The sequence below is a fragment of the Streptomyces sp. NPDC007205 genome (assembly GCF_040634095.1).
In the GTDB taxonomy this organism is placed as follows: Bacteria; Actinomycetota; Actinomycetes; order Streptomycetales; family Streptomycetaceae; genus Streptomyces.
On record NZ_JBEYEW010000017.1, the window covers coordinates 55,062 to 67,135 of the forward strand.

The following is a 12,074-nucleotide window of genomic DNA, read 5'->3' on the forward strand; positions in this document are numbered from 1 at the left end:
GTCAGGATAAGGCCTGGTCGGGGCGGTCGACCAGGGTTTACCGGGCGAGTGTGGCGACCAGCACCGCCTTGATGGTGTGCAGCCGGTTCTCGGCCTCGTCGAAGACGATCGAGTGCGCGGACTCGAAGACCTCGTCGGTGACCTCCAGCGAGTCCAGGCCGTAGGTCTCGTGGATCTCGCGGCCGACCCGGGTACCGAGGTCGTGGAAGGCCGGCAGGCAGTGCAGGAACTTCACGTCCGGGTTGCCGGTGGCGCGCAGCACGTCCATGGTCACGGCGTACGGCGCGAGGGCCTTGATCCGCTCGGCCCAGACCTCCTTGGGCTCGCCCATGGAGACCCAGACGTCGGTGACGACGAAGTCGGCGCCCGTGACGCCCTCCGGGACGTCCTCGGTGAGGGTGATCCGGGCGCCGCTCGCGGCGGCCAGCTGCTGGGCGCGGTCGACGATCTCCTGGGCGGGCCAGTAGCTCCTGGGCGCGACGATCCGCACGTCCATGCCGAGCAGCGCGCCGGTGACCAGGTAGGAGTTGCCCATGTTGAAGCGGGCGTCGCCGAGGTAGGCGAAGGCGATCTGCCTCAGCGGCTTGGGGCTGTGCTCGGTCATGGTGAGCACGTCGGCCAGCATCTGGGTGGGGTGCCAGTCGTCGGTGAGGCCGTTGTAGACGGGTACGCCGGCGTGGGCGGCCAGCTCCTCGACCTTGGCCTGACTGTCCCCGCGGTACTCGATGGCGTCGAACATCCGGCCGAGCACCCGAGCGGTGTCCTTCACGGACTCCTTGTGCCCGATCTGCGAGCCGGACGGGTCGAGGTAGGTGGTGCGGGCGCCCTGGTCGGCGGCGGCGACCTCGAACGCGCAGCGGGTGCGTGTCGAGGTCTTCTCGAAGACCAGGGCGATGTTCCGGCCGCGCAGGTACGGCGTCTCGGTCCCGGCCTTCTTGGCGGCCTTCAGCTCGGCCGCCAGCTCGACCAGGCCGCGGAACTCCTCTTCGGTGAAGTCGAGCTCCTTGAGGAAGTGGCGGCCGCCGAGGGCGGTCGGGACTGTCGCCATGGGGGCGCTCCAAGGGTACGACTGCGGGGGACTATGGAAGTCTATACGATGCTCCACATTTCTATACGGCGTCCCGCTCCACGGGACAGCTCATGCACCGGGGACCGCCCCGGCCCCGGCCCAGCTCGCTGCCCGGGATCTCGATCACCTCGATGCCCTGCTTGCGCAGATGGGTGTTGGTGGTCGAGTTGCGCTCGTAGGCGACGACGACCCCGGGCTCGACGGCGAGCACGTTGCAGCCGTCGTCCCACTGCTCGCGTTCGGCGGCGTGCACGTCCTGGGTGGCGGTCAGCACCCGGATCTCGCCGAGGCCGAGGGCGGCGGCGATCGCGCGGTGCATGTGCTCCGGCGGATGGTCGGTGACCTTAAGCTCCTTCTCGCCGACGCCCGGCTCGATGGTGTACGAGCGCAGCATGCCGAGCCCGGCGTACTGGGTGAAGGTGTCACCGTCGACCATGGTCATCACGGTGTCGAGGTGCATGAAGGCGCGCCGCTTGGGCATGTCGAGCGCGACGATGGTGCGTGCCGAGCCGGCCGCGAACAGCTTGTGGGCCAGCATCTCCACGGCCTGCGGGGTGGTGCGCTCGCTCATGCCGACCAGGACGGCGCCGTTGCCGATCACCAGGACGTCGCCGCCCTCGATGGTGGAGGGGTAGTCCGCCTGCCCCTCGGACCAGACGCGGAACGTTTCGCCACGGAACAGCGGATGGTGCCGGTAGATCGCCTCGAAGTGGACGGTCTCCCGCTGCCGGGCGGGCAGCCGCATGGCGTTGATGGCGACCCCGTCGTAGATCCAGGCGGAGGTGTCGCGGGTGAAGAGGTGGTTGGGGAGCGGGTCGATGAGGAAGTCGTCGAGGTCCATCACATGGAAACGGACGGAGGTCGGCTCCGCGTGCCCGTGCAGGAACTCCCGCTTGGTCATGCCGCCCACGAGCGCCTCCGCCAGCTCGCCTGCGGGCAGGGCCGCGAAGGCGGCGCGCAGATGGTCGGTGGCCAGCGGGCCGTACTCCTTCTCGTGGAAGACCCGGTCGAGGACGAGGGTGCGGGCCCCGGGGATCTCCAGGGTCTCGGTGAGCAGGTCGCCGAAGAGGTGGACGGCGACCCCGCGGTCGCGCAGGACGTCGGCGAACCCGTCGTGCTCGGCGCGCGCCCGGCGCACCCACAGCACGTCGTCGAAGAGGAGGGCGTCCTTGTTGCTGGGGGTGAGCCTCTTGAGCTCCAGATCGGGCCGGTGAAGGATCACGCGGCGCAGCCGCCCGGCCTCGGAGTCGACGTGGTATGCCATGCCTCCATCCTGGCCGTCACCGCCCGCCTTCACGCCCTTCTCGGCCGTTTCCGCCGCTGCCTGTTTTCGCCTTCTTGACGAGAAGGCGAAAGCAGTGACGACGGCTCCGCGAGGAGAAATGCTGAGCGAGGAGGACGCGGCCGATCTCCACGGGCCCAGCCGGAGCGCGCCTACAGGCGGGGATCCACCGGCTCCGACTCCAGGGCCAGCACCCCGAACACCGCCTCGTGCACCCGCCACAGCGGCTCTCCGTCCGCGAGCCGGTCCAGTGCCTCCAGGCCGAGGGCGTACTCGCGCAGGGCGAGGGACCGCTTGTGGTTCAGGAACCGCTGCCGCAGCCTGGCGAGGTTGTCCGGGCGGGTGTACTCGGGCCCGTAGATGATCCGCAGGTACTCCCGGCCACGGCACTTGATGCCGGGCTGCACCAGCCGCCCGTCCTTGTTCCGGACCAGCGCGCCGACCGGCTTGACGACCATGCCCTCGCCGCCGCGGCCGGTCATCTCCAGCCACCAGTCGACACCCGCGCGCACCGACTCCGGGTCGCCGGTGTCGACGTACAGCCGCCGGGTGGTCTGCAGCAGTGCGGTGCCGTCGTGCTCCACCAGCCGGTCGAGCAGGGCCAGTTGCTCGTCGTGCGGCAGCGCGGCGAGGCTGCGGCCCTGCACGGCCAGCAGCTGGAAGGGCGCCAGACGTACGCCGTCCAAGCCGTCCGTGGTCCAGCAGTAGCGGCGGTAGGCGGCCGTGAACGCGGCGGCGTCTGCGGCGCGTTCCCGCTGCCGGTCCAGCAGGCCGCTCACGTCCGTGCCCCGTGCGGCGGCGGCCTCCAGGGCGGCCAGCGCGCCCGGGAACACCGCGCCGGACGCGGCGCCCACGGCCGCGTACTGGCTGCGCAGCAGACCCGACGCCTTCAGCGACCACGGCATCAGCTCGGCGTCCAGCAGCAGCCAGTCGGTGGCCAGTTCGTCCCAGAGTCCGGCGTCCGTGATCGCCGAGCGGAGCCGGCCGAGGATCTCCTCGGTCACCTTCTCGTCGTCGAAGAACGGGCGGCCGGTACGGGTACAGAGCGAGCCCGTGGGACCGTCCACCCCGAAGTGCTTCGTCGCCGCCTCCGTGTCCCGGCACACCAGGGCCACGGCCCGCGAGCCCATGTGCTTCTCCTCGCACACGACCCGCTCGACCCCGTCCGCCGCGTACTGCGCGAAGGCCTCCACCGGGTGCTCCAGGTAGCCGTCGGCCTGCGAGGTGGCCGTCGGCGCCATGGTCGGCGGCAGGTACGGCAGCAGCCGCGGGTCGGTCGCGAAGCGGCTCATGACCTCCAGGGCCGCCGCCGCGTTCTCCTCGCGGACCGCCACCATGCCCGCGTGCCGGGTCTCCACGGCCCTGCGGCCGTGCACGTCCGCCAGGTCCAGCGGCCGGCCGTCCTGCCCACCGGGCGCCTCGGCGCGCAGCGGACGCGTCGGCTCGTACCACACCCGCTCGGCCGGTACGTCGACCAGCTCGCGCTCCGGCCAGCGCAGCGCGGTCAGCTTGCCGCCGAAGACGGCGCCGGTGTCCAGGCAGATGGTGTTGTTCAGCCAGGTCGCCTCGGGGACCGGGGTGTGGCCGTAGACCACCGCCGCGCGGCCCCGGTAGTCCTCCGCCCAGGGGTAGCGCACCGGCAGCCCGAACTCGTCGGTCTCGCCGGTGGTGTCGCCGTACAGGGCGTGTGAGCGGACCCGGCCGGAGGTGCGGCCGTGGTACTTCTCGGGCAGGCCGGCGTGGCAGACGACCAGCCTGCCGCCGTCGAGGACGTAGTGGCTGACCAGGCCCGCCAGGAACGTCCGTACCCGCTCCTTGAACTCCTCGCTCTCGCCCTCCATCTGCGCGATGGTCTCGGCGAGTCCGTGGGTGTGCTGGACGTTGCGGCCCTTGAGGTAACGGCCGTACTTGTTCTCATGGTTGCCCGGCACGCACAGGGCGTTGCCCGTCTCGGCCATCGTCATCACCCGGCGCAGCACGCCCGGGGTGTCCGGGCCGCGGTCGACCAGGTCGCCGACGAAGACGGCGGTACGGCCCTCGGGGTGCACGCCGTCCACGTAGCCGAGCTTGGTGAGCAGCGCCTCCAGTTCGGCCGAGCAGCCGTGGATGTCGCCGATGATGTCGAAGGGGCCGGTGAGGTGGGTGAGGTCGTTGAAGCGCTTCTCGGTGAGGACGGTGGCGCTCTCCACCTCCTCGGCGCCGCGCAGGACGTGCACCTTGCGGAAGCCCTCGCGCTCCAGGTGGCGCAGGGAGCGGCGCAGTTCGCGGATGTGCCGCTGGATGACCCGGCGGGGCATGTCGGCGCGGTCGGTGCGGGCCGCGTTGCGCTCGGCGCACACCTCCTCGGGCATGTCCAGCACGATGGCGATGGGCAGTACGTCGTGCTTCCTGGCCAGCTCGATCAGCTGACGCCGGGCGTCCTGCTGCACGCTGGTGGCGTCCACGACGGTGCGGCGGCCGGCGGCCAGCCGCTTGCCGGCGATGTAGTGCAGGACGTCGAAGGCGTCCCCGGTCGCGCTCTGGTCGTTCTCGTCGTCGGAGACGAGCCCGCGGCAGAAGTCCGAGGAGATCACCTCGGTGGGCTTGAAGTGCCGCCGCGCGAACGTGGACTTGCCGGAGCCGGAGGCGCCGACGAGGACGACGAGGGAGAGGTCGGTGACGGGGAGGACCCGCCCCTTGTTCTGTGGTGTCTCGGTCATGCCGCCTTCGCCTCCTTCTCGGTCTTGATCGTGAACAGTGCCATCTGGGTGGGCGGTCCGACCTCGGGGTCCTCCGGTCCGACGGGGGCGAACTCGACGTCGTAGCCGTGGCGTTCGGCCACCGTCCGCGCCCAGGTGCGGAACTCCGCGCGGGTCCACTCGAAGCGGTGGTCGCCGTGCCGGGTGTGCCCGGCGGGCAGGGTCTCCCAGCGGACGTTGTACTCGACGTTCGGGGTGGTCACCAGGACCGTGCGGGGGCGGGCGTGCCCGAACACGGCGTACTCCAGGGCGGGCAGCCGGGGCAGGTCGAGGTGCTCGATCACCTCGCTGAGCACGGCGGCGTCATAGCCCTGGAGCCGCTTGTCCGTGTAGGCGAGCGAGCCCTGCACCAGCCTGACCCGGGACGCCTGCCGCTCCCCCATGCGGTCCAGCCTCAGCCGCCGGGCGGCGATGGTCAACGCCCGCACGGACACGTCGACTCCGAGGATCTCGGTGAACCGCACGTCCTTCAGCAGCTCCCGTACCAGCTCGCCCTGTCCGCAGCCGAGGTCGAGGACGCGAGCGGCGCCGGATGCGCGCAGGGCCGCGAGGATCGCCTCCCGGCGCTGAACGGCGAGCGGGGCCGGCTTCTCCTCCGTCTCCGTCTCCTCCTCGACCGCGTTGTCGATGTCCTCGACCTCGCTGTCGTCGGCCTCGGCCAGGCGCACCAGCTCCAGCCGCTCCCTCGCCTGCCGGGTCAGCGACCAGCGGCGGGACAGATACCGGCTGGTGATCAGCTTCTGCTCCGGGTGGGCGGGCAGCCAGCCCTCGCCCGCCCGCAGCAGCTTGTCGACCTCGTCGGAGGAGACCCAGTAGTGCTTGGCGTCGTCGAGGACCGGCAGCAGGACGTACAGGTGGCGCAGGGCCTCGGCGAGGGTCAGCGTCTCCGACTCCAGGACGAGGCGGACGTACCGCGAGTCGCCCCATTGCGGGAACTCGGTGTCCAGCGGGACCGGGTCGGCGGTCACGCTCCAGCCGAGCGGCTCGAACAGCCGTCGTACGAGGTCCGGACCGCCGCGGGCGGGCAGCGCGGGGACCTCGATGCGCAGCGGCAGCGGCGTGGCCGCCCGCTCGGGGCGGGCGGTGCACACCCCGCGCAGGGCGCTGGAGAAGACGCCGCTCAGCGCGACCGCGAGCAGCGAGGAGGCCGCGTACGGGCGGTCGTTGACGTACTGCGCGAGCGCCGCGTCGGGGGCACCCCCGCGCCCCTTGCCCCTGCCCCGGCGGACCAGCGCGAGCGTGTCGATCTCCAGCAGCAGCGCGGCCGTGCAGCGCCGCTCGTCCGCCTCGGGGTAGAAGACGTGCGCCGTGCCGTGGGACGTGGAGAACTTCTGCGCTTTGCCGGGGTGCTTGTGCAGCAGGTACCCGAGGTCGGTGGCCGGGTGGGCGTCGTCGCCGCGTGTGGAGATCGTCAGGAACACACGTCCGAGTCTTCCGGTCGTAAGGCGCCGCTGACCACCGGTTTTCTCGCGGTGCCCGTTATTTCTCGTGGCCGATGACCGTCCGGGCGTTGCGTACGGCCCGTTCGACCGCCGCCCGCATGGTGTCCAGCCTCCCCTTGTTCTCGCGGATCAGGGTCTTCTGCGCGCGTGCTTCGAGGGACTGCACGGCCGGGACGTAACCGGTGTCGAGCTTGCACCGGGCGTCGGCGGTCGCCGTCTCCTTCTCCTTGTCCGACGGCTTGCCGTGCCCCAGCCAGTGGGAGTCGACGGAGGCCTTGTCCGGGTCGGGGTAGGTGAAGCCCTTCTTCTTCATACAGGCCGACCACGCGCGGTCGGCCTTCTTCCAGGCCGGGTCCCCGCTCGCCTTCGTGCGGGACTCGTACCAGAGCTGGAAGGCCAGCGAGTAGGAGCCGGTGAGCTTCACGCCGTTGACCTTCGTCACCTTGGGGGCGGGGCCGTAGATCTTCCGCGTCGCCTCCCCCAGGCACCCGCCCTCGGGAATGCGGTGGCCGTGGGCGAAGCGGCTGTCGCCGGATCCGTGGCTTCCGGTCAGCGCGGTGTACTGGTCGGCGGGCCACTCCTGGGGCTGCGCGGAGGTGTCCGGTGTCCGGTTGTGGTAGCCGTGCTCGGACGCCAGGTCGGGGTCGACGACGCCGTAGGGGCTGTCGTCACCGGGCGTGCCCTCGTCCGCGAGTTCCCCCTGCCGGACCGGGTAGGTCGACTCGACGGTCTTGGTGTCGAGGATCGCGAAGCCGGCGAATCCCAGGCGGACCATGCACTTCTTCCCCAGGACCCACTGAGCCCTGTTGACGGCCTTGACGCCGTCCGACGCGGGGTCAGGGATGTAGGCGTGCAGCGGGAGCGCCGCCATGGTGTTGAGGCGGCGGGCCTCGTCGGCGGGGTCGTCGTGATCGGCCATCTGGCAGGCCGACAGGGCGAACAGGCCGGTGAGGGCGAGAGGAAGGACTTTGCGCACCAGGCCATCCGACCAGGCCCGGATCATGGGCGCCGTGATGGAGCCCACAGTTCCCCCACAGAACATCCACCGTTACGGCATAGTGATCCCTCGTCAACTGACCACTGACGCAAGGGGTGACCATGACCAACGGCCACGGAGTCCGCGCCCGCAGACGGACCGTCGTCGCGGCACTGGCGGGGGCGGTCCTGAGCACGGGGGTCCTCGCGGCGGCTCCCGCCCAGGCGGCCCCGGCACCGCAGGTGCCGGCCGAGGGCGCGTACGCCTTCGACCCGGCCACGGGGAAGACGCTGTTCGGCCAGGCGCCGGACGCACGGCTGCGGACCGGGTCCACGACGAAGATCATGACGGCTCTGGTGGTGCTGTCGCAGCCCCACCTGGACCTGAGCCGCAAGGTGAAGATCAAGAAGGAGTACACGGACTACGTCATCGACCCCACCACGAAGACCCAGCGTTATTCGAGCGCCCGTCTGATCCTCGGCGACTCGATGAGCGTCGGAGACCTGCTGTACGGCCTGCTGCTGCCGTCGGGCTGCGACGCGGCCTACGCGCTCGCGGACACCTACGGCACGGGATCGACGACGGCCCAGCGGACCAAGTCGTTCATCGCCGAGATGAACGGCAAGGCACGGGAACTGGGCCTGGCCGACACCCACTTCGACGGCTTCGACGGGGTGTCCAACGGCCACAACTTCGCCTCGTCGCGCGACCTGACCAAGCTGGCCGCGACCGCACTGAAGAACAAGACGTTCAAGAAGGTCGTCGGCACCCCGGTGTACAAGGACATGAAGTCCTACCGGCCGGGTGGCGGCACGCACGCGATGGAGGCGTGGAACAACAGCAACACGCTGCTCGGCACCTACCGGGGCGCGATCGGCGTGAAGACCGGCTCCGGGCCGGAGGCGAAGTTCTGCCTGGTGTTCGCGGCGACGCGCGGCGGCCGCACGGTCGTGGGCACGATCCTCGCCGACACCTCGCCGGACCAGCGCTTCAAGGACGCCGCGAAGATCCTCGACTACGGCTTCGCGCAGCGCGGCTGACACACGGGCGAGGCCGCCGCTGTCCCCGGCGGCGGCGGCCTCGCCCGTCGGTCACGACAGCTGGGACTGGACCTGGGCCGAGATCAGTTCCAGGTGGTCCAGGTCATCGAGGTCCAGCACCTGCAGATAGATCCGCTGGGAGCCGATCCCGGCGTACCGGCCGATCTTGTCGACGACCTCGGCCGGCGAGCCGGCCAGGCCGTTGGCCTTCAGCTCGTCCACCTCACGGCCGATCGCGGCGGCGCGCCGGGCGACCTCCTGGTCGTCCCGGCCGACGCAGGCCACGAGCGCGTTGGAGTACGTCAGCGCGTCCGCGCCGCGGCCCGCCGCCTGGGCGGCGGCCCGCACCCGGCCGAACTGCCGCTCGCTGTCCTCGACGGAGGCGAACGGGATGTTGAACTCGTCCGCGTACCGGGCGGCCAGCCGCGGCGTACGGGTCGCGCCGTGGCCGCCGATGAGCACCGGGACCTTCTGCTGGGCGGGCTTGGGCAGCGCGGGCGAGTCGGTCAGGTCGTAGTACGTGCCGTGGAAGTCGAAGGTCTTGCCGACCTCGGCCGCCCACAGCCCGGTGACGATCGCGAGCTGCTCCTCCAGCCGCGCGAACTTCTCCTTCGGGAACGGGATGCCGTACGCCCTGTGCTCCTCCTCGAACCAGCCCGCGCCGAGGCCCAGCTCCACCCGGCCGCCGGACATCTGGTCGACCTGGGCGACCTGGATGGCGAGCACGCCGGGCAGCCGGAAGGTTCCTGCAGTCATCAGGGTGCCGAGGCGGATGCGCTTGGTCTCGCGGGCCAGGCCGGCCAGCGTGATCCAGGCGTCCGTGGGGCCGGGCAGGCCGTCGGAGCCGCCCATACAGAGATAGTGGTCGGAGCGGAAGAAGGCGTCGAAGCCCAGGTCCTCGGTGGCCTTCGCCACGGTGAGCAAGGTGTCATAGGTGGCGCCCTGCTGGGGCTCGGTGAAGATTCGAAGGTCCATACATCTATCCTGCACGCCGCACACCGCGTCCGCCTCGCCGGTACCGCCGGGCACGGCCGTCCACGGTCGGGTGAAAATCACCCGCCTGAACGGCCCCGTCCTCACCCGCCTGAACGGCCCCGTCCTCACACGCCGGACGGGCTGTTCCGGTTGCCGTCCTCCTGTAACGCCTCCTCCCGTGCCGCCAGCTTGCGCAGCATCTCCAGGACGCGGTCGCGGGACTCGTCGGCCGCGTCGATGGCTTCCATGCACTGCCAGTACGTCGTCTCGTCGGCCGCGGCGCTGGCCACGCCGACCAGGGCTATGCCGACCTCGCCGAGCAGACCGCCGAGACACAGCAGCGTCTCGCGGGCGTCGTCCAGCTCGGTGAGCTGGGCGGCGCGCAGATCGCCCAGGTCCAGTTCGGGCGGGTCGAGGACTCCGCAGCCCCGGCCCGCCAGCTCCGTCAGGCCGAGCGCCTCGCCGCGCAGCTCCGGCGGGCCGGAGACCGCGAGCCGGCTGCCGATCGCCTGGGCCAGGGCCTGCGCCTGCCACACCTCCGCCATGATCTCGCCCGCGTCGGCGCCGCCCGCCAGGGCACGTCGGCTCGTGAGGATCAGCCGTACCGCATCCATGTGTCGCCCCCGTCCTTCCGCGTGCGTCTCCGCACGCCCTCTGGAACTCCCTTGTCCACTACCCAGAGTGAAGGCGCGTCGGGCGAAAAGCCAGAGGTAGACGGAAATCTGTGGACAACAATTCGGATTCGACAGGTGGTTTGACTCCGGAGAGTAACAACGGAGTTCATCCCTCCGGCAGTTCGCGTCCCTCGGAGCCGCCCTCCGCTCCCGGCGCCGGGAAGCGCTGTTCATTGCGGTCGATCTTGGTGGACAGGGCGGCCAGCGGGTCGATGCCGAGCACGGCGCAGAACTGCAGGAGATAGGCGAGGACATCGGCGACCTCGTCCGTCACGCGGTGCGCGGTGCCGGGGTCGGCCATCACCCGCGCCGACTCCTCCGGGGTCAGCCACTGGAAGATCTCGACCAGTTCGGAGGCCTCCACCGAGAGCGCGGCGGCGAGGTTCTTGGGGGTGTGGTAGGGCTGCCACTTCCGGGCGGCCGCGAACTCGGTGAGCCTGCGCTGGAGTCGGGCCAGGTCGAGAGGTTCCGTCACGCGTCCAGGTGTACCACTGTGACGCCCTCGGTCCCGGCCGCCCACGAGGCGTCGCTCACCGCGCCCACGCACCGGATGTGTCCGCGTGCACCCATCCGGACGGCCGTCCGCAGCAGTTCCCGGCGCTGGGCCGGGTCGAGGCAGCGGTCGAAGCCGTCGGTGAGGACGGTGAGGGTGCGCAGGGCGTCGGGCACCTCGCCGGGCGCGTCCAGGTCCAGGACGCCGGGACCGGTCAGCAGGACCAACGTCAGCGCGAGATAGCGCAGTTCCCCGTCGCCGAGCCGGGCCAGTTCGGTGCGCGGGCCGGCGCCGCGGTCGAGCAGCGCCCGTACCGTGCCGTCCGGCAGCGGTTCGGCGACCAGGTCGGTCACCGGCCCGGCGCAGCCCGCGCTCAGCGCCTCGACCAGCAGGCCGTGCCGGCGGGCGCACTCCGCGCGGGTGCGCCACAGCACCTCGGCGAGGTTGTCGCAGCCGGGCAGCAGCCGGCCGGAGCCGGTGCGGACGGGGGTGCGCATGCCCTCGGGGCGGGGATCGCAGGGGAAGACGGAGCGCAGGGCGACCACCATCTGCTCGGCCGCGGCGAGCACATGGCGCTGTCCGTCCGTCTTGCCGGCGACACGCAGCGGCAGCAGGGCGGTGCCCAGGCGGTCGTCGGGCAGCGGGGCACGGGTCACCGGGGCGGAGCCCGCGGTGTGCCAGGCGGCCTGGACGGTACCGCGCCCGGGGTCGCGCAGCGCGGTCTCCAGCAGGACGACCCCGCGCGCGGTCAGCCGCTCCCCCACGATCCTGAGGTCCGGTTCGGCCTGTACGGCGACGTCGAGCCGGACCGGTCCCTCGGCGCCGTCGGCGGTACACCCGATCCGGAACCCCCGTCGTCCTCCCGCGTCGGGGCGCGCCCGCTGCGGCACACAGGCCACCGGGTCCGGGAACACCTCGTAGAGCGAGGCTCCGCCGCCGAGCCGGGCGAGCGCCTCGTAGGCCGCGAGCGCGGTCGTCTTCCCCGCGCCGCTGCGCCCCGTGAACAGGGTGACGGGCCCCAGCCGGAATCCGGCCCCCCGGTGCCCGGCGAAGGCCGACAGCCGCAACTCGGTGATCCGGGCGCGCACGTCGGGGGACTCACGGGGCTCGCGGGACTGCGCGGGGACGGTCGCGGTGGAGACGTCGGCCGCCGGCGGTTGGGCGGACACGGAGGGCACGGCCATGCCCGGACCGTAGGACCCGGCCCATCTGCCGAACCGTTTCCTGTCCGGCACCTTCCTACGATCGGGCGATCGGGCAGGCGCAAACGGCACCGGGGCCACTCGGTCGAGTGACAGCGGGCGAGGAGCGACGGGCCCACCGGCCATGCCGCCTCCACGCGCACCGCCGGACCAGCACGGCCGATCCCGCCGCGAAGCGCAGCA

At 71.6% G+C, this 12,074-nt stretch carries 10 protein-coding genes; 1 reads left to right on the forward strand and 9 read right to left on the reverse strand.

Going from position 1 to position 12,074, the window contains the following annotated elements; translation table 11 throughout:
* Positions 1 to 37 precede the first annotated feature (37 nt).
* From argF to ABZ624_RS26005, 5 genes are all read right to left on the reverse strand, one after another.
* Entirely contained in the window at positions 38 to 1,048 is a 1,011-nt protein-coding gene (gene argF, locus ABZ624_RS25985) for an ornithine carbamoyltransferase (RefSeq protein ID WP_360093571.1), read from the reverse strand.
* 61 nt (positions 1,049 to 1,109) lie between these two features.
* The gene (locus ABZ624_RS25990; protein ID WP_360093574.1) at positions 1,110 to 2,333 is read right to left on the reverse strand and encodes an arginine deiminase; all 1,224 of its coding nucleotides are present in this window, start codon (positions 2,331 to 2,333) and stop codon (positions 1,110 to 1,112) included.
* A gap of 170 nt (positions 2,334 to 2,503) precedes the next feature.
* The gene (locus tag ABZ624_RS25995; RefSeq protein ID WP_360093577.1) at positions 2,504 to 5,050 is read right to left on the reverse strand and encodes a polynucleotide kinase-phosphatase; all 2,547 of its coding nucleotides are present in this window, start codon (positions 5,048 to 5,050) and stop codon (positions 2,504 to 2,506) included.
* Positions 5,047 to 6,510 carry a 3' terminal RNA ribose 2'-O-methyltransferase Hen1 gene (locus ABZ624_RS26000; protein WP_360093580.1) on the reverse strand — a complete coding sequence of 488 codons (1,464 nt, stop codon included), beginning with the start codon at positions 6,508 to 6,510 and terminating at the stop codon, positions 5,047 to 5,049. Before ABZ624_RS26000 ends, ABZ624_RS25995 begins: the two co-directional genes overlap by 4 nt.
* Before the next feature lie 58 nt (positions 6,511 to 6,568).
* A complete protein-coding gene (locus ABZ624_RS26005; RefSeq protein WP_360093583.1) occupies positions 6,569 to 7,507 on the reverse strand; it encodes a hypothetical protein in 939 nt (312 codons plus the stop codon).
* A 122-nt stretch (positions 7,508 to 7,629) separates the two neighbouring features.
* Between ABZ624_RS26005 and ABZ624_RS26010 the strand changes: the two genes are divergently transcribed.
* Positions 7,630 to 8,547 carry a D-alanyl-D-alanine carboxypeptidase gene (locus ABZ624_RS26010; RefSeq protein WP_360093586.1) on the forward strand — a complete coding sequence of 306 codons (918 nt, stop codon included), beginning with the start codon at positions 7,630 to 7,632 and terminating at the stop codon, positions 8,545 to 8,547.
* Between the two features lie 51 nt (positions 8,548 to 8,598).
* Here ABZ624_RS26010 and ABZ624_RS26015 read toward each other — a convergent pair whose 3' ends face one another.
* The 4 genes from ABZ624_RS26015 to ABZ624_RS26030 all read right to left on the reverse strand — a co-directional run bounded on the left by ABZ624_RS26015 (position 8,599) and on the right by ABZ624_RS26030 (position 11,873).
* Positions 8,599 to 9,522 (reverse strand): LLM class F420-dependent oxidoreductase, encoded by a 924-nt coding sequence (locus ABZ624_RS26015; RefSeq protein WP_360093589.1) that lies wholly within the window; start codon positions 9,520 to 9,522, stop codon positions 8,599 to 8,601.
* Between the two features lie 125 nt (positions 9,523 to 9,647).
* Positions 9,648 to 10,136, reverse strand: coding sequence for a DUF6099 family protein (locus ABZ624_RS26020; RefSeq protein WP_360093592.1), 489 nt, complete (start codon positions 10,134 to 10,136; stop codon positions 9,648 to 9,650).
* Between the two features lie 166 nt (positions 10,137 to 10,302).
* Complete coding sequence (locus tag ABZ624_RS26025; RefSeq protein ID WP_360093595.1) at positions 10,303 to 10,671, reverse strand: nucleotide pyrophosphohydrolase; 369 nt, start codon at positions 10,669 to 10,671, stop codon at positions 10,303 to 10,305.
* Positions 10,668 to 11,873, reverse strand: a complete 1,206-nt coding sequence (locus ABZ624_RS26030; protein WP_360093598.1) for an ATP-binding protein — start codon at positions 11,871 to 11,873, stop codon at positions 10,668 to 10,670. Before ABZ624_RS26030 ends, ABZ624_RS26025 begins: the two co-directional genes overlap by 4 nt.
* Positions 11,874 to 12,074: the final 201 nt, after the last annotated feature.